The following is a 26,281-nucleotide window of genomic DNA, read 5'->3' as shown; positions in this document are numbered from 1 at the left end:
GTATGCCTTGCCAAAGACTATAATTGATTCTAGTTTTGGATTGCAAGCAATTCGGCTACTCGATCGGAGCACCATGAAGGAATCGATCGCCATCGGCGACGAACTGACCGAACTGGCAGAGGTTCTCGACGACTTCTGCACAGACCGCGTCTCCCCCGACCAAATCCACGCGTACATCGACGCCGAAGATCCGGGACTCCCCGAATTCTTCTCCGATCTCGTAGGCATCGGCGTGCTCGATCTGCACCTCGACGAGCAGCAGGGCGGCGCAGGCGTCGGTTTCATGGGCCTGGCCACCGCGGCCGAGGCGATGGGCCGCGGACTGGTGCCCGGCCCGGCACTGCCGGCGATGATCACCTCGGCCGTGCTGAGACATGCGGGCTCCGTCTCGCCTGCCGAAGATGCCGCCGAAGGGCACTGCACCGCACTGGGAGCAATCGGGCTCGACCCCGGTGAGCTGCTCTTCGACCCCACGACTGTCACGGTCAGCGGAACGAGCGCACCGATCCCTTCGGCCGCCACGGCCGAGCACGTCGTCCTGCCTGTCAGCGACGGCGAGGTTCGCAGGTGGGTGCTGCTGCGCACCTCGGCGGCCCAGGTCCTCCCCTGCCCGTCTCACGACGTCACCCGGCCGTTGGCACGGCTGCGCATTGAGCAGGCTGCACCTGTGGAGATCCTCGACATCGATCCAGAGCTGCCCAGCCTCATCGCTGCGGCGGCCTTCGCCGCGGAGGGTTCGGGCATCGCCCAATGGTGCACCGACACCGCTGTCGAGTACGCCCGAGTCCGCGAACAGTTCGGGGCCGTGATCGGCAGCTTCCAAGCTGTCAAGCACCGGATCGCGGGCATGCACGTCGCGGCAGCACAGGTGCGCGCTCTGGCCTGGGACGCCGCACGCTGCCTCGATTCGGACGTCAGCACAGAGGAACGCCGTCTGGTCATCTCAGCGGCTGCCGGAACGGGGGTCGACCTCGTTCTCGGCACAGCCAAGGACCTCGTCAACACGTTGGGTGGAATCGGTTTCACTTGGGAGCACATGGCCGGTTTTGCTCTGCGTCGAGCTCAGTCCAGTAGAGTCCTGCTCGGCCCTGGGGACCGCTGGCGAATGGATGTCGCGCGGGCCGCGCAGAATGGTGCGCGTCGCGGCCCCGCGCTGACTTACCCGGAGGGGTCCGAAACGGTCCGTCAGGAGATCGGAGACGAACTCGACGCGATCCCCGGCGGCTCCGAGGCCGCAGTGAGTCTGGCGGACTTGGGATACACCTCACCGGCGCTGCCCCGTCCCTGGGGTCGAGGCGCCGACGCTCTCACCCAGCTCATCATCGACGAAGAGCTCTCCGCCCGGGGCCTCACTCCCCATGACATGGTCATCGGCAACTGGGTCGTGCCCAGCCTCATCGCACACGGCACTGCGGAGCAGAAAGAAAGGTTCATCGCACCCTCACTGCGTGGCGACATCCGCTGGTGCCAGCTCTTCAGCGAACCCGGTGCAGGGTCCGATCTGGCCGGGCTGACCACCTCGGCCAGGAAGGTCGACGGCGGCTGGGTGATCAACGGACAGAAAGTGTGGACCTCAGGTGCGCGTGAGTCAGACTGGGGGATTCTTCTGGCGCGCACGGACCCCACGGCACGCAAGCACCGCGGAATCGGATACTTCCTGCTCGATATGACCACGCCCGGAATCACTGTGCGCCCCCTGCGCGAGCTGACCGGGGAGGCGCTGTTCAACGAAGTGTTCCTCGATGAGGTGTTCATCCCCGAGGAGCTCATGGTCGGGGCACCGACCGATGGTTGGAAGGTGGCCGTGGGCACTCTGGCCAACGAGCGTGTGGCGATGACCGGGCATTCGATGTTCGGCGGCGGGGACGAGGCGCTCGTATCGCTGTTGCGCGGACAGGCGGCGGACGACCCGCTGAGGCTGCGGATGGTCGGCGATCTGCTCTCCGTGTCGCTGTCGGGCTCGCTCATGGGGGTCAGGTCGATGCTCAAGGCGATGGAGAACGAGACGGATTCTGCGGAGTCTTCCCTGGCCAAGCTCGTGTCCACCCGCAATATCCAGGACACGTGGGAAGCCGTGGTCGAATGGTCGGGGACGGACGGCATCGACGGCATCGACATGGCCCGAGCCGAGGATGTCGCCACCCGCAGCACAGTGCCCACCTACATGTTCCTCAGTACGAGGTCGCTGACGATCGCGGGCGGCACCACCGACATTCAGCTCAACATCGTGGCCGAACGCATCCTCGGGCTCCCCCGCAGCTGAGACTGAGACCACGTTCGCCCCCATCTTGATCGCCCGAAAGGGCCCTATCCCTCTCCTGCCGCCACTCGAGGCGGCATGCACGACGAAAGGACTACCTGTGCCCATCGACATCGACACCGCGCTTGCCGCGGATCCCCAGATCAGTGAGATCTCCTGGACGACGACCGATGTCCTGCTCTACCACCTCAGCCTCGGTGCTGGTTCGCAGGCCGACGTTCCGGAGCTGACACTGACCTTCGAGCGCGATCTGGAGGTGCTGCCGACGTTCGGCCTGGTTGCGGGCAAAGGGCCCTCGACTGCGGCGCCGGGCACCTCGGAAGAGATCACGGACTCACCTTCCGATGCGGAAGGTTGCGACGACGCGAAAGCAGACGCCGCAGCTGCCGACCCGACCCGGATGCGGCTGCCCGGCATCGACGTCGATCTGCGCGCCGTCCTCCACGCAGGACAGTCACTCACCGCCCACCGGCCCCTGCCGGCCTCCGGCACGGCCGTTCTCCGACGCTCCGTCGCTCGGGTGCACGACCTCGGCAAGGCTGCACTCATCGTCCTCGAGACGACTGCCACCGACGCCGACGGGTCGCTGTGGACCGAGCACTCGCAGATCTATGTGCGCGGCGAAGGGGGATTCGGCGGAGAGCCGGCGCCCGCGTCACAGCCGGTTCCAGAACGCGCTCCCGATTCCAGCGTGCGAATCGCCACACGCCCGGATCAGGCTCTCCTCTACCGTCTCAACGGTGATCTGAACCCCTTGCACATCGACCCGGAGTTCGCGCGCTCCGCCGGCCTTCCCAGTCCGATTCTCCACGGTCTTGCGACTTACGGAATCGTCGCCAAGGCGCTGACGGACCTCGCTGCCGACGGCCGCCCCGAACTCGTCACCGAGGTCAGCGCGCGCTTCAGTGGGATGGTCACGCCCGGTGACGTGCTGATCCTCGACGTCTGGGAGACGGGCTCTCGGCAGCGCGCGTATCGGGCATGCGTGGATGGCAGCGGACAGACGGTGCTCGACGAGGGAGTTCTCGCCCTGCGCTGAAGTGCACAGACGAAGGCAGGGCGGGCAGTGATCCACTGCCCGCCCCGCGTCGCTTCCTGGCCCCGGCTGCTTCGCTTCGCTGCCTCACTGCCTCGCTCGCTGCTGCAGCGATGTCTGCCTGCGGAGTTGCGCGTGTCTGCGGAGTTGACCGTCCACAGCGCATCCTGCGCGCCCCGGATGCGCTCGGTCGATGTCTCAGATCCGTTCGATGATCGTCGCTGGGGCCAAGGCCCCTCCGGCACACATGGTCACCAACGCAGTCGAGCCGTCGAGCCGTTCGAGATCGTCGATGGCCTGGACGAGCAGGCGGATGCCCGACGATCCCACCGGGTGGCCGAGTGCGATGGCCCCGCCGTGCGGATTGACACGTTCCATGTCGAAGCCGGTGACCGAAGCCCACGACAGCACGACGGAAGCGAAGGCCTCGTTGATCTCGACGACGTCGATGTCGCTGAGGCTCATCCCTGATTTCTGCAGCACCGCGGTCGTGGCATCGACCGGTCCGTCGAGATGAAAGTAGGGTTCGGCACCGACCATGACGGAGGTGTGGATGCGGGCTCGGGGCTTCAGCCCCTGACGCTGGGCTTCGTCTTCGCTCATGATGAGAGCGCCAGAGGCACCGTCGCTGATCTGTGAGCTCGTTCCCGCGGTGTGGATGCCTTCTTCGATGACGGGGTTGAGACCGGCCAGGGTCTCAGGAGTGGTCGGGCGCAGTCCCTGATCGCGTGTGACCGTGCGCATCTGTCCGGTCGGCTTGCCGGCAGAGTCCAGCACGGGCGCCTCGACAGGGATGACCTGGTCGTCGAAGACACCGCTGTCCCAGGCCCGGATCGCCTTCTTCTGCGAGTCCGCGGCGAAGGCGTCGATGTCGGCTCGTGAGATGCCGCGCCTCTGCGCGATCCGCTCAGCGGCGAGGAACTGGTCGGGCAGGTCGACGTCGAAGCCGTCCGGATACGGGTTGCCCGCATCGCCGCCGGCCGCGCCGAGGAAGACTCGGCTCATGCTCTCGACGCCGCAGGCGATTCCGGTCGAGACCGCGCCCGAGGCGATGAGGGCGTTGATCATATGCACAGCCTGCAGCGAGGACCCGCAGGCGCAGTCGACCGTTGTCGCCGCTGTCTGATACGGCAGACCTCGGTCGAGCCACGAAGTGCGTGTGATGTTGTTCGACTGCTCTCCGGCCTGGGTCACACAACCGCCGATGACCTGTTCGATAGCGGTCGGATCGATTCCCGTGCGCTCGAGGAGTCCCGCCTGCACCTGTCCGAGGAGTCTCGCGGGATGGGTGCCGGCGAGATCGCCGAACCGCTTTCCATAGGGCGATCTGATTCCATCGACGATGACGGCTGCGGCCATGAGGTTCTCCGATTCTGATCTGTACTAGAGTCATCAACTAAACTAGAATTCATTCTACACCACGTCAAGGTCAGCTCAGGATGCTGTTGGAATGTTGACAGTCTGAGGTTAGGTGCTCTTGCGTGATCGCCTGATAGACCAGACACACGGGTAAGAGCCGAACGGGCCCGAACAGAGAGGCTGAAAATGAAACTGGAAAACCAAGCATTCATCGTCACCGGCGGCGCGTCGGGCATCGGGTTGGGCATCACGCGCCGCCTGATCGCCGAAGGCGGACAGGTCGTGGCAGTGGACATCAATGCTGAGGCAGGCAACCGCGTCGTCGAGGAGTTCGGCGACAGGGTCCGATTCGTCCAGGGCGATGTCTCCGCCGCACAGGTCGCCACGGCCACCGTTGCCGAGGCCGTTAGCGCTTTCGGTGGTCTCAACGGGCTGGTCAACAATGCTCATGCCTCACGCCAGAAGCCGTTCCTCGAACTTGAGGAATCGGATTGGGCCCTGTCGTTCTCCACCGGGTTCCAGGCCACGCTGAACTTCATGCGGGCGGCCCATGACGAGCTTGCCAAGACCAAGGGTTCAGTGGTGAATTTCGGCTCCGGAGCCGCGATGAGCGGGCAGGTGGGCCAAGCCTCGTATGCTGCGGCCAAGGAGGCGATCCGCGGGGTCAGTCGTGTCCTCGCCAATGAGTGGGCTCCGGAAGGGATCCGCGTCAACATCGTCTCCCCATTGGCGCTGACTCCTGGAGTTCAGGCGTGGAGCGAGGAGCAGCCCGAGCAGTACGAGCAGACCGTGGCGACGATCCCGCTGGCTCGCTTCGGAGATCCGGAGACCGATGTCGCGCCGGTCGTCGCCTTCCTCCTGTCTTCGGACGCGCAGTACATGACCGGCCAGACGCTCATGGCCGACGGCGGGATCCGCAAGCTGTACTGAGGCGAACGTGCTGATGCGCGCACGCAGGTGCGCCGCGAGTCAGTCACGCTGCGGGCCCGAAGCGATTCGCTCCGGGCCCGCAGCGTGACTGACTCGCTCAGCGGTCGAGGCTCTGCTTCTGCGTCGCATACTTCTCCAGTACCGGCCGCGGACGGCTGCGGCTTCCCACGGCCAGTGACAATGCCGCCGAGAGCACCGAGGCGCCGGCGATGACCAGCGCCGCTGCCCAGAGGCCCGGGTTCGACACGAAGCCCTGCCCGGCGATCGCGATGGCGCCGATGGACATGACGACACCGAGGACCGAGGTGCCCACGGACTGGAAGGTGTTTCGGATAACCTGCGCCATGGCTGCGGCGATGCTGACCACCGAGACGTCGACGGTCTCGACGATCATCGCGGGAATGCCCGAGAACAGGCACGAGCTGCCGACGGTGAACACGAGGATCGCGGTGAGGACGACGAGTGTGTTCGACGGGAAGACCGCAATGAGCAGGACGCCGATGATGGCGAGCCCGGAGCCCGTGACCAGTGTCGTCCTCGCCCCGTAATTCGTGGTCATCCTGCCGATGGCCCCGGCGAGGAGGAATGCCACCCCCGAGAATGCCGCGGTCCAGAGCCCGAAGGACATGGGGCTCAGCCCTATGCCCACGCCGATGCTGGTCCCGTCGACAGCACTCGGCTGCCGCGAGATCGTCGCCGAGAGTACGGTGAACATCCCCAGCGGCCCGAACCCGAGGACGACGGAGAGGATCATCGCAGCACGCACCTTCGAATCGCGCAGGAGGCGGATCTCGAACAGCGGGTGGGCGATCGTGGACTCGTGACGAACGAAAATCGCCAGCACGATGAGACCGGCCAGGCCGAACCCGAGCACCTGCCAGTCGGCCCACCCGCGGTCGGCGGAAGCCGTGACGGCATAGAGGGCAGAACCGATCCCGAGACCGAAGAGGACAGCGCCGAGGACGTCGATGCGACGCGTCTCTGCCAGATCCGACACTCGGTCGCGCGGCACGACTGCCGCGACGAATGCCGCCACGGCCAGAGCCGACACGGTCGTCACGACGTAGATCGAATGCCATGAGAAGACCGAGATCAGCGCACCGGCGATGAGAATCCCGAACGCTCCGGCGATGATCGCCGAAGATGACACCAGGGTCACCGCGGTCCCGGTGCGATCTTTCGGATAGCGGGCGGAGATGATGCCCATTGCGAGCGGCAGAACGCATCCGGTGACGCCCTGGAAGACGCGCCCGACGACGAGCACCCAGAACACGGGAGCGACTGCCGACAGCAGCGATCCGACGGCACCCAGAGCCAGAGCGCCGATGAGGATCTTGCGGCGACCGTACTGATCACCGAGGCGCGCTCCGATGCCTGCGAAGATCGCGGCGGCCAGCGTATAGGCGGTCACGATCCAGGTGAGCGTGGACAACGGGACGTCGAAGAATCCCTCCGGTGCGTAGACGAGCTGAATGGACATGGTGGTCTCAAGAATCGCGACCACTTCGGCAGCGATGAGAGCACAGGTGATGAGCCAGAACTTCGTGACTCTGCCATTGTGGGACGGAACTGACATGCGGAACCCTTTCGTCCAGATTTCCCCGCAGCAGGCACTGCGCCCACTTCGCCCACTTCTTCGTGGGGAAATCTTGTCTGCAGATTGGCGTTGCGTGCTGTGAACTATAATCAATTATAGAATTGATTACAATAGGTTTTTGCCAGAATGCCGCGGAAGAAGTCAACGGGGATCGCTATTGGCAGCGACGAACGTGCGCATGCCACGTCCAGGAACACTGTCCTCCTCAATCAACACAGCACGGTGACTGGCGCTCACGCCGATTGGAGTATCCTTCGATGCATTTCGCATAAGGGCAAGGCGATTGCTGGTCGACCAGTTCGCAGAGTTCGACAGAACGCTGCCGTGCGTAAATTGAGCGCGGAAAACCTCATCGTCTGCTAGCTCCGCAATGAAGCTAGCCGAGTCCTTCCCACATCATCCGCTGCCGCAATGCGGGCGCGAGCACGAGCGCAGCGAGCACACTCCCCGCGAGCAGCACCCAGGCTCCGAAATACGTGAACAACTTGAGTTCGGGTGCCAAAGCCGGCCCGAAGTCCGCGGCCATGAGGATCACTCCACCGAGGATGAGCGCGGTCGAGACGATCACCTGGATGAACTGTTCGACGGTGGAGACCAGCAGATTCTTGATGGTGGCAATGTTGAGCCCGCTCGTTCCGACGTCGAGCGTGCCGTCTTGCAGGTGGCCGGCGATGCGGGAGATCTGTCCGGGCAGCTCGGCGATCTGCGGTGCGGTTGCCGCTGCGTAGAGCGTCATCTCGTGTCGGTCGACTCCCAGTCCCCCGACCTCTCGCAGCAGTGTCTTGCCGTTCTGAGTCACCAGCGCCAGCAGGTTGAGTTCGGGCACCAGCCGGGTGATCGATCCCTCGAGGGTGCTGATGGCACGGAACGCCGTGGCCACCGAGGCCGGCATCGGGAATCCGAAGTCGACGACGAAGTCAATGAGCTCGCCGAACAGCGCCGCCGAGGTCGAGCCAGGGGCGCCGTCACCGTATTTGAGCATGATCTGCCCGATCTCTCGCTGCAGCTCCCGCAGGTTCACCTCGCTCGGTGTCCCAAGCAGCTCGAGGATGGCCGCAGTCGCTGCCTGCGAGTTCTGCGAGTCGAAGGCCATGAGCAGCAGGGCGATGGCTCGGCGGTCGCGTTTGTCGATGCGGCCGACCGCACCGAAGTCGACGAGTCCGGCACGTCCTGCGCTGGAGACGACGATGTTTCCGGGGTGGAGGTCGGCGTGGAAGAGGCCCTTTCCGAGCACCTGGCGGACGACCATCAGGAAGAGGTCCTGGGCGATCTCTCTGCGCGCGATTACGGAGAGATGGTCGACCACCTCGGCGCCGTGGGACAGAGGGGAACCTTCGACGAGGTCCATGACGATGACGAACTGGCCGGAGAGTTCCTTATACACGTGAGGGATATGGACGACCGAGTCGGTCTGCGTCGTCGACCGGCCGGTCTCATCGGCGAGACGAAGCGCTTCGATGTGGGCGAGCTCCCCACGGTAGTCGAGCTCGCCTTGCAGTGAATCGACGAAGTTGCGGGCGAGCTTCGCGATGCCGATCTTCTTCGCCCAATCGGTGGTGCGATCGAGACGGTCGGCCAGGGTGAGGACGATATCGCAGTCTGCCCGGACCTGTTTGCGGATCTTCGGTCGCTGCACCTTGACCGCGACGACGCGACCTTCCCAGGTCACGGCGCGGTGGACCTGGGCGACGGACGCGCCGGCGAAGGGTCTCTCATCGAACTCGGCGAACACCTCGGCGACGGGACGGCCCCATTCGGCCTCGAGCTGGTCCTTCACCTCGGCGAAGGGAACGGGCTTCACCCCGGCCTGGAGCGTGGAGAATTCCTCGACGAATTCGTGCGGGATCATGTCACCGCGGGTGGCGATGAACTGGCCGAGCTTGATGAACGTGACCCCCGAGGCGGCCAGGGCGTCTCGGGTGGTGGCAGCGATCTCTCGGAGGGAGACACGCAGGGTGGGGATTCTGGGTCGAAGGTAGCGGGAGAGGCCGAATTTGATGAGGATCTTCTGGATCTGGGCCAGGCGGTTGACTCGGCGGTACCAGGTGGGGATCTTCGGCGCGTTGCGGATGAGTGAGCTCAGGGTGCCCGAGGGCATGATGAGTTCGATCGCGAGGAGGACGAACATCTGGATGACGATGAACCAGGCGAAGAGCAGCAGGAAGACCATGATGGCGGGGAAGCTCATCGACAGGTTCGGGTACTGGTCGGACTCGGAGATGCCGAGGAGTTTGTAGGCTTGGAGGGTGATGGGCCAGATCGAGAGGCCCATGATGAGGGAGACGATGGTATTGCGGGCGGCTCCGGTGCCGGTGAGCATCATCCGCCGGACGAGGAATCCGACGATGAGCGCGCTGAGGACGCCCAGTCCGATGGTGTAGAGGATCGTCACCCGTCAGCCCTTCCGTCGTGTGTGACCCGTGCCCTTATCGGACACGGTTGGCCAGGTTCGGTGCGCTGTGGCTCGGCGCCGTCACCAGCCTAGTCGATCGAGAGGTTGGTGCAATTGACAGGTTGCGGCGAATCACGGGCAATTTCCTGCGCCCGAGCTACCAGCTCGCTTTGAGCCAAAGCTACAAATGGTCCGCTATTGAAAGCGCAATCACTCCATCCCAGTCCTGATGGGTGTCCAACAGCTTGAGCCGAACCATCGAAATGCATAGGCAACAGCTGAACGTTCCACTCCGCAGACACCTTCAACCTCAGAATTACATAAGACTTTTACTCCAAGGTAACGCGGACAAACAAGACGGACTCAAGTACACTAAGAAGGTACGCTTGATGTATTGGATGAATATTCAGCAAAGATAACACACAAGGAGAGAAGAATTGGAGACACTACTTCCCATACTTGAGGGAGTTAGCACGTTCCTCTTGGGCCTCAGCATTCTACTAGTCTCCCTGAACTTCATACTCGCAATTATTGAAATAGCAACCATTTGCACAATACACGCACCAAAAAGGCAAACATTTGCCGACATTAGAGTAAAAGAAGAACAGTTCCAAACTATCATCGCGCCAGCAATGGGCGCCCTAATTTCCGGCCTACTGGTGAGCATATCAGCATCGTTTCTCTACTCAAATCTCGTCAATGAAAGCAAGGATTGGTATCGGTACGCAGGAATTGGAGTCTTCTTCATAGCTGCACTATCTCTCGTATTCACCATAAATTTGGCGCTTAGGGGCGGTGCACAGGCAGCGGAGCTGGCACGAAATCCCTTTACCATACGGGCCGCGGCAGAGGAATTCACAGATGATCCTCGCCATTGCCCCGTTGATCCTGACACGCTCTCAGAAAACTTAAAAAACTGGACAAAACACCGCTCGGCACACTCGCTCAACGTAGACCGCGATATCGAGTTATCGGACCTTGATGAAAAGTTAGATTTGTCGGCTAGATTGCGCAAATTTTCAGCATTGCCGAGTTCGTTCATCATATATCTGATGTCTATCCGTCGTGTGCCATTCCGCTTCGTCTGGCCTCTATTTGGACCCGTATTATTCCTGCTTTCCGTCCTCGCTGTACTCCTCACAGACCAAGAATTCGAGGGCTCCACCCCTCTTCAGTGGTGGAAACCGTTATTAATTGCACTTTTAATTGGGGTGGTTTCTGTTCTCTTTTACGGAACCACACGAGGTAATAGGGCGCGGTTGTGGCACCGGGTCAATCAAATCGGACAAATTCGAGCTGAAGCAGCAGTTTCAGCGGCCAAAAGCAAACAGGACGCAATCAAGGTCGAAGACGAGCGACTGAAGCGCGTCTTGCTCATGGCCGACAAATTCCTCGAATCTCCACGGGAAACCGCAGCAGATAAAGCTTCACGCGACACCGAAACAGAAAACGCTCCACGGGCTATAACGATCGGACGATTCTACATCGAAATTCGTCGAAAATGACTAGGATAGCTAAGAATCAAAAGATGACTCACCAACAAGCTATTAAACGGTCACTCCAGACGATTATCGAGCCCATTAGCGATGCTGAAAAGTAGTGGCTGAATATAAGTGCTGGCGCGGACCTTCGTGTACTGGCCAAATACCATGTTCGCGGGATTCGTTCGCGATCTAGTCACCAAAGTCCAGTTACTCTCACCGGCAAATTTCCCTCACTCCGGCCGATGCTCGGCCATGACCTTCTCAAACAGCTCGTCGCCGAGCTTGTCGTACGAGGCGTCCTCCGGGTACCACTCGTCGAGTGAGGCGAAGTCGCCCTTGTCGTCATAGCCGAGTTCGGACACGGACTTCGCCCAATCAGTTCCAGCCGAGCCCAACGTCTTCGGCGCATCGGTGACGCCAGCCTTTTCGGCAGTCTTGTCCGACAGGGTCTTCGCGTACTTCGCCATCTGCTTCTGCACGTCATCATCAAACGACTTGACTGAGCCGTCGTTGTCCTTCGCCTGCTCAACGGCCTGCGCCTTCGCTCCGATAACGACCTCCATCATTGTGGAGAACGTCGTCGACATCGAGTCGAAGATGACCTGCTGATAGGCAACCGGCAGCTCCGAATACTTCTTGCCCGCCGTGATCGCACCAGCTGACCGAGCAATGCCCGCATCCGAGGCCACACCGATATTCGGGGCGACCTCGAAGGTGCCAGCCTCCACGTTCGGTGCCAGCTGACCAAGGTCGCAGTCAACGGTTCCGCGCTGCAGCGCCTCATAGGTCTCCGGGAACGACAGCGACACCGGGGTCGCACCCAGATCAGTCACCTGCTTGCCGGCCGCTGCCGAACCAACACGCACCTGCTTGCCCTTCCAGTCATCGAGCGAGGTCATCGGCTTCGAGCACATCGTCGAATACCCACCGGCGGCGAGCATCGGAATGAGCGGGACGAGGTTCTTCTTCTCGAATTCTTCAAGCACCTCGGGCGTCTCCCACGCCGCCTGCACACCGGCCGCGTTCGCCGCCAAGTCACTGGCCACGGGCGAGGACGGCAGCGTCGACATGGCCGTGCCGATCGCGTCGAAGGCAGGGTACTCGGCCGGGGTGTACGACGGCAGAGTGAAGGCGAGGTCGACGCGACCATCGGCCAGGGAATCATCGACGTCGGCATAGCTGGCGATCGCCTGACCCCACACGATATCGACCTTGATTTTGCCGCCGGAGCGTTCCTCGATGGCCTTTTTCACGTCGAGTCCGTTGGGCGCAAGGATCGACTTCTCTGACATCGCCGACGGCTGGAACTTGATCGTCACCGGGTCGAGGTCGGCCAGAGCCTCATCGATCTCGACCTGCGAGGCGTCATAAGCGAAGCCCTCTCCCGCGGAGTCGCCCGAACCCGAGTCGTCGCCGCCGACGGACCCGGCGCATCCGGCCAACAGGGCCAGCGATGCGACCGCCGCAATGGCCTGAGCGGGGCGAGCTGCCGAGCGGAAGCGCTTCATGGGACTCCTTTGAACGAAGGCTGAGAATTCCCTCCAATCATATGCCTGAATGAGGTCACCCTAACCATGAGTCCGCTCACACCCTGCGGCAGCCACCCAGACGACACAGGGCACAGGTGGGCGGGCCGCCTCGGCGAGGGTTATCCGGACATTCCCCCGCTGGTGCGACTGATGAGGTCGGGCAGCCATTCGGTCATTCCGGGCACGACGACCATGAGGATGAGGAAGATGACGCCGACGGGCAGGAACCACAGCAGGGAGACGAAGATATCGCGCAGCGTGACCGTGACACCGAGGTTGACCTCGGGGTTCTTCGCGATCGAGTGGACGATATAGGGGATGATGCCGACCGGCGGGGTGACCATGGCGAACTCGCCGAGGAGGACGACGAAGACTCCGAACCACAGCGGGCTCACGCCCATCGCCTCGAGGGTGGGCAGGAGGATCGGAATGGTCAGCAGCATCATCGACAGGGTGTCGAAGAACATGCCCATGATGATGTAGAGGACGATGAGGACGAGCAGGAATCCGATCCGCGAGAGCCCGAGATCCGTGATGAAGCCGGTGAGGATGGGGGCGAGTCCTGTAATGGCGAGCAGGCTGGTGAGCATGGTCGCGCCGATCATGATGAAGAAAATCGCCGAGGTGGCCGCCACCGTATCCATAGCCGATCCCGTGACCTTCCGCCACGGCCCGTCGCCGCGCTTCTCCCACAGGCACAACAGCAGTGAGCAGAGTGCGGCGGCGGCTCCAGCCTCGGTGGGGGTGAAGATGCCGGAGAACATGCCGCCGAAGAGCACGACGAGGATGACGGCGAAACCCCAGATGCCGGTCAGGGAGATGAAGCGGTCGCGCCAAGTAGTCGTGGGGCGGGTGGTGCCTGTGGTGTTCGTTGGATTCTGGGCGCTCTGGCCGCGGCCGACGAGTTTCGGGGCGATGACGCCGATGGCGAAGATGAAGACGGCGAAGCACACGGCGAGCAGGATTCCGGGGACGGCTCCGGCCATGAGTGCGGGGCCGACGGGCACGGAGGCGATGCCGGCGTAGACGACCATGAGGATCGAGGGTGGGATGAGGTTGCCGGTCATGCCGGAGACCATGATCGTGCCGACGGCCATCCGGCGGTCGTAGCCGGCCTTGAGCATCTCGGGGATGCCGGCGCGGCCCAGGGCGTAGGTCATTCCGATGGTCGACCCGGTCACTGCAGACAGGCCTGCCCCGGCGAAGGTGGTGCCGATGCCGATGCCTCCGGGCAGCCAGGAGAACCAGTGGTCGGCGACACGGTAGACCTTGCCGGAGAGTCCGGATTGGGTGAGCAGCATTCCCATGAAGATGAACATGGGGAGCACGCTCATCGACCAGTCGGAGACGGCGCTGAATGGTGCGATGGAGAGGATGTTCATCGTCGCCGGGATGCCGGACACGGCATAGACGCCGATGATCGACGGCACGGACAACGCGATGGCGACCGGCACAGAGAGGAAGAGGAGGACAAGCATCATACCGATGCACCAGGCTCCGCCGATGGCGGCGGAGGGACTGGTGAAGAGGCCGATCAGGCAGACGGCGACGAGTCCGAACCCGATACTCAGTGCCAGTGCGCCGGGGCGCTCGCGGCGGGAGCCCGTAGGGAAAAGTGCGGTGGTGTTCGGGGGTTGGGTGCCGGTGATATTCGCGCTGTTTGAGTCTTCTGGCGGCAGAGGTGTGCCGGTGAGGTCGGTGTTCGCGTTCACTGCTCCTCCCCTGCGTCTGCGCGGCGGCGGAGAATCGCGACGACGTCGAGGATGTAGAGCACAGCGAGGAGGACGAACACGACCGGCACGAGGTAGTACACGGGCCAGGTGATGACGTCGGAGACATCGGCGGTCGATCCGATGGCCGTGTTTTCCACTGCCTTCCTCAGTCCGAACCAGGCGAAGGCGATCGACACGAGTGCGCCGAGGAGGCACGCGAAGACCGTGAACACCGCAGCGGTGGCCGGCTTGGCCCTCTCGATGGCCATGGTGACGGTGATGTGTTCCTTCTGCAGCTGGGCGGCGGGAATGCCGAGGAGCGCGACGATGGGCAGGTACCAGTATTCGACGATCTCGTTGGTGCCGTAGATCGGATCATGGAAGATCGACCGTGCCAGGGCGTGGGTGACGATGTGGAGCATCATCACGATGATTGCCGCGGCCGTGGTGACCGTCAGCCACCTATCGAGGACTTTGGTGAACGTGCTCATCAGGAGTCACTGTAACGGCCGGTCGCGGTGCCGGCGGCGTTTGCACCGTTAGCGGCTTCTGCTGCATCCGCGCCGGTTGGCGCGTCTGTCCCACCGACGGCAATATCGGCGGCCCGCAGCGCATCGATCAGGTCGACCACCTCGGAGGCGTCTGCCAGACCGTCGGGGATCAGCGCGGAGACTCGACGGGCGCCGGCTTCTTCCAGGGCGATGGGGTCGATGCCCGCGATTTGGGAGTAGCGGCGGGCGCTGCGGGGCAGCAGCGCGACACCGAGTCCGTTGGCCACGAGTGATTGGATGGCTCCGGGGTTGTCCGTGATGTGGCGGGTCCGAGGTTCGAATCCAGCGGTGCGGCAGAGGCGTTCGGCGGTGGACCGGCAGCGCACGCAGCCCATGATCCACGGGAGTTCGGCAACATCGTTGAGGTGTTGGATCTGCCCGGCACGGTTCCACCGTTCGGGGACGAGCAGGTCGAGGTGGTCGGCACCGAGGTCGACGGTCATATGACCAGGCATCTCGGGCGGGACTTCGTCTTCGTGATGGAAGAGGAAGGCGATATCGATGGCACCGTCATCGAGCAGGCTCAGCGCTTCGGGCGGTTCGGCCTCGGAGACCTCGTACGAGTGGTGAAGCGGTGAGTCCGTACTTGTGCCGGCGTTCGCCTCGAGCCGACCGAGTGCTGCGGCCAGTGGGCCGATGACGAAGCTGGGGAAACCGGCAAGGCGAACATTGCGTCCGCCGAGGCCGAAGGCTTTCGCCAGATCGCTGCGCAATCCCGTCACCGAGGCGGCCACCTCGTTGGCTCGGATGCGAGCGAGTTGGCCGGCGGTGGTGAGCCGAATGCCACGTGGAGTGCGGTCGAAGAGGGTGACGCCAAGGTCTTTCTCGAGGGCGTTCATGTGCTGGGACAGTGCCGGTTGGGACCAGCCGAGGACGCGTGCGGCGGCGCCGATGCTGCCGGATTCGGCAATGGCGCCGAAGATGAGGAGGCGTTTGGGCTCGCCGAGGTCGAGAGCTTGCTCAAAGACTGTAGCCATAAGTCCAGCTTATGCCAGAGCAGTGGGAACTGGGTCTACCGGGAGTCCCAGGTTCGCACGAGACTGGTCACAGGAGACGACTTTGATTCGTCGGGTCATCGTTGAGTTGAGGAGTGGGAGTATGCGCAGGATCGGTTTGCTGGGTGGAATGAGCTGGCATTCGAGCATCGAGTACTACACGAAGATCAATGATGCCGTGGCGAAGCAGCTCGGCGGTCATCACTCGGCGCAGATCCTCCTCGACTCGTGCGACTTCGCAGATATTCGGGCCTTGCAGGAGGCCAACGACTGGGCGGGCAATGATGCGTCGCTCACCTCGACGGCACAGCGTTTGGTCGATGGCGGAGCCGAGGCCGTCGCGATCGCCACAAACCTCATGCACAAGTGTGCACCGGCGATTGAAGCGCAGGTCGATGCGCCTCTCATCCACATGGTCGATTCGATCGCGACAATGGCGAAGCGCCGGGGCTATTCAACGCTGGCTGTCCTCGGCACACGATGGACGATGCTCGAGGACTTCTACACGGGCCGACTCGAGGAGCAGGGCATCAAGACGCTGGTGCCGGATGAGGCAACGTGTCTCGAGGTGGACCAGATCATCTGGGATGAACTCACCCGGGGCAAGTTCACGGATATGTCGCGCGCTCGGTATGTCGAGATCATGAATGATCTCAAAGCCCGTGGCGCCGAGGCAGTGACACTGTCATGCACGGAGATCGGCCTGCTGGTTCCGCCGGAGGCCGCTCCCCTGCCGGCCATCGACTCTGTCGATGCCCATGTCGCCGCAATCGTCGAGTGGATGATGGCAGAGGAGCCTGCGCTGGCAGCAATCTGAGCGACTGCTTCCGGCCCTCAGCGGTTGCGTCCTTTCGCGTAGGTCGCGTCTTCGGTGATGTCACTGCGCGACCGGTCCTTGAGGAACTTCAGCGCAACCAACGTGATGACCGCAGAGATCAGGATGTAAACGGACACTGCATACCCGGTTCCGAACTGGTGGATCAGCCACGTCGCAATCAGAGCCGCAGGACCACCGGCGATGATCGACGAGAGCTGATAGCCGAGGCCGGCACCTGTATACCGAAGATTGGTCGGGAAGGATTCGGCGATGATCGATGCCTGCGGCCCGTACTGCATGGCGTGAGGCACGAGGCCGAGACACAGGGCGACGAAAGCCAACCAGGTGATGCCGCTGTCGAGCAGTGCGAAGTAGATGAAGCCCCACACACCCATAATCGCAGCACCCCAAGCGTAGATCTTCTTGCGCCCGATCGTATCGGAGTAGAGACCGAACAAGGGGACCAGAATGAACTCCACTCCCGCGGCAACCAGAGTTCCGATGAGCACGAAGTTGTACGAGTAATCGTGCCCATTTGAGCCGCTGGTCATGTACGAGAGTACAAAGGCCGTGACCACATAGAACGGCATCTGCTCCGACATCCTCAGAAGTGCCGAAAGGATGATCTCTTTCGGGAACCGGCGGATGACCTGCATGAGCGGCGCAGTCGTCGTGGTTTTCTCCGCAACTACCTTCGAGAACTGCGGGGTCTCCATGATCTTCAGCCGGATGTAGAGGCCGATGGCCACCAGCACCAGGCTCAGAAGGAACGGGATGCGGAAGCCCCAGGTGATGAATGCGTCCTTGCCCATGATTCCGTTGAACAAAGACATCAGTCCGGTCGAAAGGATCAGCCCGATGGCGACTCCGAGTTGCGGCCAGCTTCCCATCAGGCCACGCCGCTTCTGGTCGCCCCATTCCATCGACAACAGAACCGAACCGCTCCACTCGCCGCCGACAGCGATTCCTTGGCAGACGCGGAGGAGGATAAGGATGATCGGTGCCGCATCTCCCCAGGTTGCCGAACCGGGCAGGAGGCCGATGAGAGCGGTGGAGATTCCCATGATCAGCAGGGTGACGATGAGCATGACCTTGCGACCGATACGGTCACCCCAATGCCCGAAGATCGCCGCGCCGACTGGGCGGGCTAAGAAGCCGACGAAGTAGGTGGCAAAGGCGGCGAGGGTGCCGATATAGGGAGAAACGTCAGGGAAGAAGAGATGCGGAAACACCAACGCCGCGGCGGTTCCGTAGAGAAAGTAGTCGTACCACTCGATCGTGGTGCCGATAGTACTAGCAATGGCTGCGCGTCTGACCTGGACATGGTGTTCGTGATCAGAAGGTGCAGGATTCTTGAGTTGGGACATGACAGCACACTTAGTCGCGAGATCTTCATTGACAATTCGACGTTACGACTGCCGGAAACCGTTTAACCCTTGGCTCAGAGAACTCCCAGTAATTGAAACCGAATCTCCACTTTCGAAACGACGGATAGCACCGTCCACAATCACTTCACTATAGGTGCTGTGATTTTACTCTGCCCCATTCGAATTCGCTCACGGGAACTCGCGCAGCTTCTATCCGGTCTCTCAAATGTTCGAAGCGTTCAACAGGATCATCTGCTCGGTCGGATGAGCCCGTCCGTGGCCCGCGCGTCCGACCGGACGGCTCACGCCCACCACCGCCCTGAGCATTGACGAACCAATTCACTCTCCGAATCCCGTGCAAAGCATTGACCAACCACACCTCGTGACTGATGAGTCCTTCTGGCCGCACGCGTCGGTGCTCGACCGGGACCGACCGTGTTCGGGCCTCCTCGACGATCACCGCAGAAGTCACGCTAGGCAACGCACCCAGTTCGGGGTCCGGAATGCACAATGTATCCCCGTCCCACCACAACAGGCTCGTCGTCGCACCCTCAATGACATAGCCGTCTTCGCTGAGTAGGAGCACTTCGTCGCAGTCGTACTCTTCCCGCGCCTGCTTTAGCAGCCGCTCCAGCAATGCGATATCTGGGCCCTTACGCCTAGGCGTATTTCGCGGATCGGAATACCGAGGAATGAGAACCCGTAGTTCACGAGTCCGCGGCGGTGCAGGCCGCAAACGGAACGCCAGCATTCGAGAGCCACCCGGTACCGTTTCAAGAACGTCCACTCGCGGGAACCACTCCCCCGTCTTCGGGATCTTCTCGACGACCGACGCCCAGAATTCGTCAGTGACCAGATCACCAACGCCCACCTGCCCAGAGGCATCGGCGAATCGCGCCTGATGGCGGTCGAACGTCCTCACCCGCCCGCCTACGACCAACCACGAATCCGCCGCCAGCAACGTCCACATGCCGACGTCCTCCATCGGCTCCTCGAACCGAGACTCCTGCGAGTTCCATAGCCAGACGGTCATCGATCTGCTCCACTTGCCGGCGCGTTCATGTCTATATTGGCAGGACCAGCCACCTCGTCGGGGATCACGGTATCGATAACGTCTCCATTTTCGCTACTGACGCATCGCCCGTCAGCTGAGGCTGTCCCACCAGGGAAATCGGCTCCATCCAGCAGCCGCAGCAGCGGTGCCGCTTTCACCACCGTCTCCGCGTACTCCTCCGCGGAGTCCGACAACGCGACGATCGCCCCACCGACCCCGTACCGCAGCGTCTCGCCCTGGACGACGAGCGTGCGGATGACGACGCTGAGATCGACGGCACCGCCGAGCGAGAAGTACCCGACCGCGCCGCTGTACACCCCACGAGCGCCCGCCTCGAGCTCATCGATGATCGCCATCGTCCGCAGCTTCGGCGCCCCAGTCATCGACCCCGGAGGGAATGCCGCCCGCACACACGACACCGGGCTGGCGTCCTCGGCCAAGCGTGAGCTCACCGTCGACACCATCTGATGCACCGTCGCATAGGACTCGATCCCGAACAGTGTGTCCACCTGCACCGACCCCAGCCCGGCCGTGCGCCCGAGGTCGTGCCGGACGAGATCGACGATCATGAGATTTTCCGACCGATCCTTCACCGAGGCGGCCAGCTCAGCCTTGATCGCCTCGTCCTCGTCCGGGTTCGCTCCCCTGGGCCGAGTGCCCTTGATCGGCTTCGACTCCACCAGTCCGTCGGAGCCGATCCGCAGAAACCGCTCTGGCGAGGTACTGAGGATCGCCGCCGCGCGGGTGCGGATGAATGCTCCGAACGGTGTCGGATTGTCCCTCCGTAGACGCAGATACATCGCCAGTGCGTCCTCGTGTGGGTCGGCCGTGGCCTCGAGCATGTTCGTCAGGCACACTTCGTAGGTCTCGCCGTCGGTGATCTCCCGCTGTATCCGATCGATGAGGTCGACGTAGTCGTGCTGGCTGTGGCGTGCCACGAGGGTTGGATTGCGACGTTCCGCCGGGTTTGAGGTGTCTGCCATCACCGAGGTGGCGCTCGGCTGAACAGGCTCACCGGCGTTGTGAGCGGGGAACGCTGCGATCAGTGTGCGAATGTCGTCGAACCATTGTTGCGTCGCAACAATGCCCGCAGGATCATCAGGTTCGCGCAGTGCGAGGAGGTGGATGCGGTCGGTGTCGTGGTCGATGACGAGTGCACGGTCGAGGAACATCATCACGGCGTCGGGCAGATCGGACTGATGCTGGTTCGGCGAACCGACCTCCGCTTTGAGCTCATAGCCGAGGTAGCCGACCCACCCGGGCCGGAACTGAAACGGCAGGTCGGGCCCGTCGGCGTTTGTGGCGGGCAGTTCCGCGTCTGTGCCAGGTGATTTTGCCTCGCTGGGTGCCAGCTCGACATCGACGCTGGAGAGTTCAGCATCGAGCCAGTCGAAGAATCCGGAGGCTGCAAGAGACGGCGTTGCTCCGTCATTGTTCGTGCGCACGTGGACTGTTCCGTCCGGCACCGAGGCTGTCGCGACTTTTGCCAGCGGACCCGTCGGTGCACCCATGATCGAAAACCGTGAGAAGACGTTGCCGGGCAGGTTGCCGTCAAGCCAAATCGACTCGCGCCGACCGCCGAAGAGCTCAGCGAACAGGCGGGCGTCGGTAACTGTCTGCGGCAGCTCGTCGGTGTCGAGGACGTATCGACGCGGTTCATCAGAACGGTCGTCGGCGACCCGAGCCTGCTGACGATCCGAGAACGTCCCCGCGGGGACGCGAAAGGGCGAAGGCCGCGGATCGGATGCCTTACTCGTCCCCGCGGGGACGTTTGCTCTCGTACGTCCTGCGCACGACTCCACGGTCAAGTCGGCGAAGTTCTGCAGCAGCGTCCGTGCCTTCTCGGAGGCAATCGACTCAGGGTGGAACTGGACTCCCCACTGAGGCCTCGTCCGATGTTGCAACGCCATGACGACGCCGTCTTCGGACCATGCCGTCGTTTCGAGAGACTCGGACAGTTCCGAGACTGCGAGCGAGTGATACCGCACCGCCGAGAACGGCGACGGAAGGCCCGCAAAGAGCCCGGTGCCGGAATGACTGATCGGAGACTCCCGACCGTGCCGGGGTTCTGGCGCCTGCGCCACAACTCCCCCGTGAACGTGCGCAATCCCCTGATGCCCGAGGCACACCCCGAGCACCGGAATCGGGGAATGTTCGATCACCTCGGCGCAGATGCCGAAGTCGGCCGGCCGCTCCGGAGTTCCCGGTCCTGGTGAGATGACGACGTTGTCGAATTCGTCGAGCACGCTCAGCTCGAACTCGGCCCAATCGTTGGGCACGAGCGTCGGCGCGCACCCATTCACCTCGGCGAGGAGGTGGAACAGGTTGAGCGTGAACGAGTCGGCGTTGTCGATGAGCAGAGTTCGCAGCGGCCCCGTCGCCGCCGACGCTCCGTCTGGAACCATCTCAGCCGAGCACAATCCGGCGGGTCGAATCCGACAATCCCGAGGCCGCCTCGGCGAGCAGTGACTCTTCGGAGTCAGCACCCGCACGGACATACCGGCCAGTGAATGCATCAAGGCTTCCCGACGCTAGTGCCAAGGCCAGGTCCGTGACCTGCGCGGGCGAGGTCCAGTCATCGCCCTGACGGAAATCGTGGACGGGCATCGACTTCGTCATGGCCGTCTCGACGACACCGGGTGCCATCTCGAAGATGCGCAGTCCCTTGTCGTGACCGAAGTGCACGACCGAATCGGCCAGACGGAACAGTGACGCCTTCGACGCCGAATACACGGCATACGCCGGTGTTCCCTTCGCTCCCGACCCCGAGTTGAGGTCGATGATGCGGCTCGGTCGACCGGTCGCCTCGGCGCCGGCCATGAGCACCGGCGCGAAGACATTGATCATCAGCGCAACCCCGGTGACGTTCGCGTCGACGACGGCCTTGAGGCTCTCCGGGTCGGCGTCCCACAACGGGCCCTCGGTCGACTCGATGCGACCCGCATTGTTGATGAGCAACTGCAGGCGCTTGCCCGTCGATTTCTCGAGTCCGGCGACAGAGTCACGCAGCTGGCGCACCGCAGTGATGTCATCGGTGCGCAGTCCGACTCCGGTCGCCGTTCCCCCGGTCACCTCAGCGATCACATCGGCCGCAGCTTCCGCCTTCTCCGCCGACGTTGCCGTCACGATCACGTCATAACCGGCCTTCGCAAACGCCTCCGACAGGTGGCGTCCGATTCCGCGGGCACCGCCAGTGATGAGCGCAATCGTCTCGGACGGGACCGCGGTCGCCTCAGGGGTTCCGTCGGTGGTCGGCATGTTCGTTCCGTAGGGCAGCTTCTCGGACATGGTCGGGACTCCTCAGCGATGGTCGGGTACGAGTGGTCAGGTGGCGTGGTGCGCAGCACAGATCCTCACGCCCACGTGTTCGGATGTTCTTGTGCGCTCTACCGTGATGCTTCGAGCGGACAGGGCAGAGCCCGGTCGAACCACTCTAGCGGTCGACCGGGCTCTGAGACGCACTGTTCTCAGCTACGGACTTCGGCGCCGTGACGCTCAGCGGCCAATGCGGTCGCCGCCTCACGCATCGCCGAGGCCTCATCGGCCTTGAGCGTACGATCCGGGGCACGGAACGTCAGGCGGAACGCCAGCGACTTCTTGCCCTCGGGCAGCTGGTCGCCGGTGTAGAGGTCGAAAGTCTCGAGCAGTTCGAGCTCCTCCCCTGCACCCTCGCGCAGCGTCGCGGCCAGAGTCTGCGTCGGCAGGTCCGCATCGACGATGAGAGCCACATCCTGACGGGAGACCGGGTACGTCGACAGCGCACCGTCCCAGGCCCGCAGATCGTCCTGCGCAAGCAGAGCGTCGAGATCGATCTCGAACCCGACCGTCCGTGCCGGCAGGCCGAGGTTCTCGCACACCTTCGGGTGCAGTTCACCGGCATGGCCGAGAGTCTGCCCGTCGGCAAGAACGAACTTCGCAGCCCGTCCCGGATGCCACGGGGCAATCTGATCGGCCTCCACAGTGACTTCGAGTCCGTTCGTCTCAGCGATCCGGCGAACGGTGTCGATGACGTCGGCGGCTTCGGCCTTGCGCCCCTTGCCCCAGACACCGGGCATCTCGGCATTGCCGGAGATGATGCCAGCGTAGTGGTAGGGCTGATGCGGGACCGAGGCGTAGATCGCCTCGAGCTCGTCATCGCTCGGGTGGTATCCGGGCAGGTGACGCGGTCCGGGACCCTCAGGCAGGCCCGCCGAGGTGGACACGAGCCCCGTCTCGAACAGCGCCACGTCCTTGGAACCGCGACCCTGGTTGCGGACGACCAAGTCGACAAGAGTCGAGAGCAGGTTGGTGCGCATGAGCGGCAGGTCTTCGGACATCGGATTGGCCAGACGCACATGCTTGCGCCGCACGTCGTCGGCATCCAGCCGCAGCTGGTCGTCGCGTTTGTCGTTCGTGAACGGGTACGACAGCACCTCGGTGAACCCGTCGGCGGCCAGCAGGTTCGAGATCCGCCTGCGGGTCTTCTGCGCCACCGTCAGTCCCTTTCCGGCCCTGGCAGCAGGCTGGATGGATGGGATGCGGTCGTAGCCGCCGGTGCGGGCGACTTCCTCGATGAGGTCGACAGCGTCGGTGATGTCCGTGCGCCAACTGGGCACGGTCACGGCCAGACGGTCCTTGCCGATGACCTCGATGGTCGCGCCGATGCCTTCGAGCAGTCCGGTCACCTCGGCGGTTGTGTACTCGACTCCGACGAGCGAGGCAACGCGCTCGACCGGGAGTTCGATGACAGTCGGCTCCGGAGCCTGGCCGACTTGCGTGGTCGCAGGGCTGAGCGTGCCGCCGGCGAGCTCGACGAGCAGGTCCGCGCAGCGACGGGCCGCCACAGGGGCCAATTTCGGGTCGACTCCGCGTTCGAAGCGACGCGAGGCCTCCGAGGACAGCTTGTGACGACGTGAGGTGCGGGCGATGGAGATCGGGTCGAAGTGAGCGGCCTCGATGACGACGTCGGTCGTTCCCGAGTGAACCTCGACGTCGGCGCCGCCCATGACGCCGGCCAGGCCGATGATCTTCCCACCCTTGCCACTGGGTCCATCCCCGCGGTCGGTGATGAGCAGGTCCTCGGCATCGAGCGTGCGCTCGACGTCGTCAAGCGTTGTGAACTTCTCCCCCGCACTCGCACGGCGGACGACGATCTCCGAACCGAGCAGCGCGGTGTCATAGGCGTGCAGCGGCTGACCGAGTTCGAGCATGACGTAGTTCGTCACGTCCACGGTCAGGCTGATCGGGCGCATACCCGCCTGCTGCAGGCGACGCTGCATCCAGAACGGAGTTTTCGCCTGAGGGTCCAGCCCGGTCACCTGAAGTGCGGTGAACTGATCGCAGCCGGCAACCTCGTTGATGGGGTTCGAATCCTCGAGCGACACCGGGAAGCCATCGTCGGTGGCCGCATTGGTGGGAGCCACCTCGGCGGATCCGATATCGGTGAACTTCTGCCCCTTCATCTGCGCGTATTCGCGGGCGATGCCACGCATCGACAGCTGGTAGCCGCGGTCGGGAGTGACGTTCACGTCGAGGGTGACCTGGTCGAGGCCGAGCAGCGCGATCGCATCATCGCCGGGCTCACCGGTCAGCCCGAGATCGGTCAGCACGATGATGCCGTCGTGATCCTCGCCGAGGCCGAGTTCCTTGGCCGAGCAGATCATGCCATCGGACTTGTGACCGTAGGTCTTGCGTGCCGCGATGGCGAAGTCGCCGGGCAGGACCGCTCCGGGCAGGCAGGCGACGATGAGGTCACCGGGCACGAAGTTGTGGGCACCGCAGATGATGCCGCGGCTGGGCACCTCGGGACCGGGCTGCGGGTCCTTCGGATCATCCAGGGCTTCGTTGTGTTCGGGGCCGACGTCGACGCGGCACCAGTTGACGGTCTTGCCGTTCGAGTGCTCTTCCTTGACGAGTTCGAGCACGCGACCGACGACGAGTGGGCCGGTGATCTCGGGTCCGAAGAAGTCCTCTTCCTCGAGACCGACGGCTGCGAATTCGGCAGCGAGGGCATGGGGATCGGTCTCGGCTGGGAGATCGACATAGTCGGCCAGCCAGTTCAGTGGGACGCGCATATCAAGCCTTCATTCCGAAACGGGCCGAGAAGCGCACATCGCCTTCGACCATGTCATGCATATCGTTGATTCCCTCGCGCAGCATCAGTGTGCGTTCGATGCCCATGCCGAAGGCGAATCCCTGGTAGACATCGGGGTCGATGCCGGCGGCGCGCAGCACATTGGGGTGGACCATTCCGCAGCCGCCCCATTCGATCCAGCCGGGACCGCCGACCTTGTTGGGGAACCAGAAGTCCATCTCCGCGCTCGGTTCGGTGAACGGGAAGAAGCTCGGACGCAGGCGGGTCTTCGACTCGGGGCCGAACATCTCGCGGGCGAATCCGTCGAGGGTACCCTGCAGGTTGGCCATGGTCAGGCCCTTGTCGATGGCGATGCCTTCGATCTGGTGGAAGACCGGAGTGTGCGTGGCGTCGAGCTCATCGGTGCGGAAGGTCTTGCCCGGGCACACGACGTAGAGCGGCACACCGCGCTGCAGCAGGGAACGCGACTGCACCGGTGAGGTGTGGGTGCGCAGGACGAGGCCGGCCTCGGGTGGGTCGACGAAGAACGTGTCCTGCATCTGGCGGGCCGGATGGTCGGGCCCGAAGTTGAGCGCATCGAAGTTCAGCCACTCGGATTCGATCTCCGGTCCTTCGGCGACCTCCCAGCCGAGGCCGACGAAGTAGTCCGCGGCCTGTTCCTGGATGAGGCTCAGCGGGTGGCGAGCGCCGAGGCGGCGACGATCGGTGGGCAGGGTGACGTCGATGGCCTCTTCGATGAGCACGGCTGCATCACGTTCGGCTTCGAGTTCGGCCAGGCGTGCGTCGTGGGCCTGCTTGACCGCTCCCCTGGACTTACCGACGATCTTGCCGGCGGCGGCCTTATCGGCCTTATCGAGCGAGCCGATGGCTCGGTTGGCGAGCGCCAGCGGGGCTTTGTCGCCGGTGTGGTCGATCTTCGCCTGCTTGAGCTCGTCGAGAGTCGTCGCATCCGTGAAAGCCTTGAGCGCCGCGTCAACGGCCTGCTTCACGGCCGACTCGTCCAAGGGGTCGAGTTGGTCTGTCATCAATGTCCTTTTGTCCGTGTCGATGGGACGTCACTTCTCTTCGTCAGCAAGTCTATCGTCTCCCCCGGCAGGGCCCTGGTCGGGTCCGCTGGGTGGGTGG

The 26,281-nt window shown here is 63.2% G+C and carries 18 protein-coding genes; 5 read left to right on the top strand and 13 right to left on the bottom strand.

The genetic code is table 11. From position 1 onward, the window contains the following. The first annotated feature begins 73 nt into the window (after positions 1 to 73). Entirely contained in the window at positions 74 to 2,263 is a 2,190-nt protein-coding gene (locus D3I60_RS07915; protein WP_262775583.1) for an acyl-CoA dehydrogenase, read from the top strand. A gap of 97 nt (positions 2,264 to 2,360) precedes the next feature. After that, positions 2,361 to 3,299 (top strand): MaoC/PaaZ C-terminal domain-containing protein, encoded by a 939-nt coding sequence (locus D3I60_RS07910; RefSeq protein WP_262775582.1) that lies wholly within the window; start codon positions 2,361 to 2,363, stop codon positions 3,297 to 3,299. A gap of 195 nt (positions 3,300 to 3,494) precedes the next feature. Here the strand turns inward: D3I60_RS07910 and D3I60_RS07905 are convergent, their stop codons facing one another. Next, positions 3,495 to 4,655 carry a steroid 3-ketoacyl-CoA thiolase gene (locus D3I60_RS07905; RefSeq protein ID WP_262775581.1) on the bottom strand — a complete coding sequence of 387 codons (1,161 nt, stop codon included), beginning with the start codon at positions 4,653 to 4,655 and terminating at the stop codon, positions 3,495 to 3,497. A 186-nt stretch (positions 4,656 to 4,841) separates the two neighbouring features. Here D3I60_RS07905 and D3I60_RS07900 point away from each other — a divergent pair, with 186 nt between their 5' ends. Beyond that, positions 4,842 to 5,585, top strand: coding sequence for an SDR family NAD(P)-dependent oxidoreductase (locus D3I60_RS07900; protein WP_262775580.1), 744 nt, complete (start codon positions 4,842 to 4,844; stop codon positions 5,583 to 5,585). 97 nt (positions 5,586 to 5,682) lie between these two features. Here the strand turns inward: D3I60_RS07900 and D3I60_RS07895 are convergent, their stop codons facing one another. Both D3I60_RS07895 and D3I60_RS07890 read right to left on the bottom strand, forming a co-directional pair. After that, complete coding sequence (locus D3I60_RS07895) at positions 5,683 to 7,161, bottom strand: MFS transporter (RefSeq protein WP_262775579.1); 1,479 nt, start codon at positions 7,159 to 7,161, stop codon at positions 5,683 to 5,685. Positions 7,162 to 7,558: 397 nt separating this feature from the next. Beyond that, positions 7,559 to 9,574 (bottom strand): ABC1 kinase family protein, encoded by a 2,016-nt coding sequence (locus D3I60_RS07890; RefSeq protein WP_262775578.1) that lies wholly within the window; start codon positions 9,572 to 9,574, stop codon positions 7,559 to 7,561. 437 nt (positions 9,575 to 10,011) lie between these two features. Between D3I60_RS07890 and D3I60_RS07885 the strand changes: the two genes are divergently transcribed. Continuing rightward, positions 10,012 to 11,079: a hypothetical protein gene (locus D3I60_RS07885; RefSeq protein ID WP_262775577.1), complete on the top strand. Its 1,068-nt coding sequence runs from the start codon at positions 10,012 to 10,014 to the stop codon at positions 11,077 to 11,079. Between the two features lie 209 nt (positions 11,080 to 11,288). Here the strand turns inward: D3I60_RS07885 and dctP are convergent, their stop codons facing one another. From dctP to D3I60_RS07865, 4 genes are all read right to left on the bottom strand, one after another. Beyond that, positions 11,289 to 12,566 (bottom strand): TRAP transporter substrate-binding protein DctP, encoded by a 1,278-nt coding sequence (gene dctP / locus D3I60_RS07880; protein WP_262775576.1) that lies wholly within the window; start codon positions 12,564 to 12,566, stop codon positions 11,289 to 11,291. 140 nt (positions 12,567 to 12,706) lie between these two features. Further along, positions 12,707 to 14,299, bottom strand: coding sequence for a TRAP transporter large permease (locus D3I60_RS07875; RefSeq protein ID WP_262775575.1), 1,593 nt, complete (start codon positions 14,297 to 14,299; stop codon positions 12,707 to 12,709). Beyond that, positions 14,296 to 14,790 carry a TRAP transporter small permease gene (locus D3I60_RS07870; protein WP_262775574.1) on the bottom strand — a complete coding sequence of 165 codons (495 nt, stop codon included), beginning with the start codon at positions 14,788 to 14,790 and terminating at the stop codon, positions 14,296 to 14,298. The genes D3I60_RS07875 and D3I60_RS07870 overlap by 4 nt, the downstream gene beginning before the upstream one ends. Then, positions 14,790 to 15,827, bottom strand: a complete 1,038-nt coding sequence (locus D3I60_RS07865; protein WP_262775573.1) for a LysR family transcriptional regulator — start codon at positions 15,825 to 15,827, stop codon at positions 14,790 to 14,792. Before D3I60_RS07865 ends, D3I60_RS07870 begins: the two co-directional genes overlap by 1 nt. 121 nt (positions 15,828 to 15,948) lie before the next feature. Here D3I60_RS07865 and D3I60_RS07860 point away from each other — a divergent pair, with 121 nt between their 5' ends. Further along, positions 15,949 to 16,662, top strand: a complete 714-nt coding sequence (locus D3I60_RS07860) for an aspartate/glutamate racemase family protein (RefSeq protein WP_262775572.1) — start codon at positions 15,949 to 15,951, stop codon at positions 16,660 to 16,662. 17 nt (positions 16,663 to 16,679) lie between these two features. Here the strand turns inward: D3I60_RS07860 and D3I60_RS07855 are convergent, their stop codons facing one another. From D3I60_RS07855 to pheS, 6 genes are all read right to left on the bottom strand, one after another. Next, positions 16,680 to 18,029 (bottom strand): MFS transporter, encoded by a 1,350-nt coding sequence (locus tag D3I60_RS07855; RefSeq protein WP_262775571.1) that lies wholly within the window; start codon positions 18,027 to 18,029, stop codon positions 16,680 to 16,682. 148 nt (positions 18,030 to 18,177) lie between these two features. Next, entirely contained in the window at positions 18,178 to 19,062 is an 885-nt protein-coding gene (locus D3I60_RS07850) for an aminotransferase class IV (RefSeq protein ID WP_262775569.1), read from the bottom strand. Continuing rightward, positions 19,059 to 21,488, bottom strand: a complete 2,430-nt coding sequence (gene pabB / locus D3I60_RS07845) for an aminodeoxychorismate synthase component I (RefSeq protein ID WP_262775568.1) — start codon at positions 21,486 to 21,488, stop codon at positions 19,059 to 19,061. Before pabB ends, D3I60_RS07850 begins: the two co-directional genes overlap by 4 nt. A gap of 1 nt (position 21,489) precedes the next feature. After that, positions 21,490 to 22,371, bottom strand: coding sequence for an SDR family NAD(P)-dependent oxidoreductase (locus D3I60_RS07840; protein ID WP_262775567.1), 882 nt, complete (start codon positions 22,369 to 22,371; stop codon positions 21,490 to 21,492). Between the two features lie 179 nt (positions 22,372 to 22,550). Beyond that, positions 22,551 to 25,136: a phenylalanine--tRNA ligase subunit beta gene (gene pheT / locus D3I60_RS07835; protein WP_262775566.1), complete on the bottom strand. Its 2,586-nt coding sequence runs from the start codon at positions 25,134 to 25,136 to the stop codon at positions 22,551 to 22,553. A gap of 1 nt (position 25,137) precedes the next feature. Continuing rightward, positions 25,138 to 26,181, bottom strand: a complete 1,044-nt coding sequence (gene pheS / locus D3I60_RS07830) for a phenylalanine--tRNA ligase subunit alpha (protein WP_262775565.1) — start codon at positions 26,179 to 26,181, stop codon at positions 25,138 to 25,140. Positions 26,182 to 26,281 lie beyond the last annotated feature (100 nt).

It is taken from the genome of Brevibacterium permense (genome assembly GCF_025506275.1).
Classification (GTDB): domain Bacteria; phylum Actinomycetota; class Actinomycetes; order Actinomycetales; family Brevibacteriaceae; genus Brevibacterium; species Brevibacterium permense_A.
The sequence above is the reverse complement of the archived record's forward strand: the minus strand, read 5'-3'. Positions and strand labels throughout refer to the sequence as shown.

Excerpts from the sequence above, each read along its gene's own strand:
- D3I60_RS07915 (WP_262775583.1), top strand. The coding sequence starts at position 74 with ATGAAGGAATCGATCGCCATCGGCGACGAACTGACCGAACTGGCAGAG.
- D3I60_RS07905 (WP_262775581.1), bottom strand. The coding sequence starts at position 4,655 with ATGGCCGCAGCCGTCATCGTCGATGGAATCAGATCGCCCTATGGAAAG.
- D3I60_RS07900 (WP_262775580.1), top strand. The coding sequence starts at position 4,842 with ATGAAACTGGAAAACCAAGCATTCATCGTCACCGGCGGCGCGTCGGGC.
- D3I60_RS07895 (WP_262775579.1), bottom strand. The coding sequence starts at position 7,161 with ATGTCAGTTCCGTCCCACAATGGCAGAGTCACGAAGTTCTGGCTCATC.
- dctP (WP_262775576.1), bottom strand. The coding sequence starts at position 12,566 with ATGAAGCGCTTCCGCTCGGCAGCTCGCCCCGCTCAGGCCATTGCGGCG.
- D3I60_RS07870 (WP_262775574.1), bottom strand. The coding sequence starts at position 14,790 with ATGAGCACGTTCACCAAAGTCCTCGATAGGTGGCTGACGGTCACCACG.
- D3I60_RS07865 (WP_262775573.1), bottom strand. The coding sequence starts at position 15,827 with ATGGCTACAGTCTTTGAGCAAGCTCTCGACCTCGGCGAGCCCAAACGC.
- D3I60_RS07860 (WP_262775572.1), top strand. The coding sequence starts at position 15,949 with ATGCGCAGGATCGGTTTGCTGGGTGGAATGAGCTGGCATTCGAGCATC.
- D3I60_RS07855 (WP_262775571.1), bottom strand. The coding sequence starts at position 18,029 with ATGTCCCAACTCAAGAATCCTGCACCTTCTGATCACGAACACCATGTC.
- D3I60_RS07850 (WP_262775569.1), bottom strand. The coding sequence starts at position 19,062 with ATGACCGTCTGGCTATGGAACTCGCAGGAGTCTCGGTTCGAGGAGCCG.
- pabB (WP_262775568.1), bottom strand. The coding sequence starts at position 21,488 with ATGGTTCCAGACGGAGCGTCGGCGGCGACGGGGCCGCTGCGAACTCTG.
- D3I60_RS07840 (WP_262775567.1), bottom strand. The coding sequence starts at position 22,371 with ATGTCCGAGAAGCTGCCCTACGGAACGAACATGCCGACCACCGACGGA.
- pheT (WP_262775566.1), bottom strand. The coding sequence starts at position 25,136 with ATGCGCGTCCCACTGAACTGGCTGGCCGACTATGTCGATCTCCCAGCC.
- pheS (WP_262775565.1), bottom strand. The coding sequence starts at position 26,181 with ATGACAGACCAACTCGACCCCTTGGACGAGTCGGCCGTGAAGCAGGCC.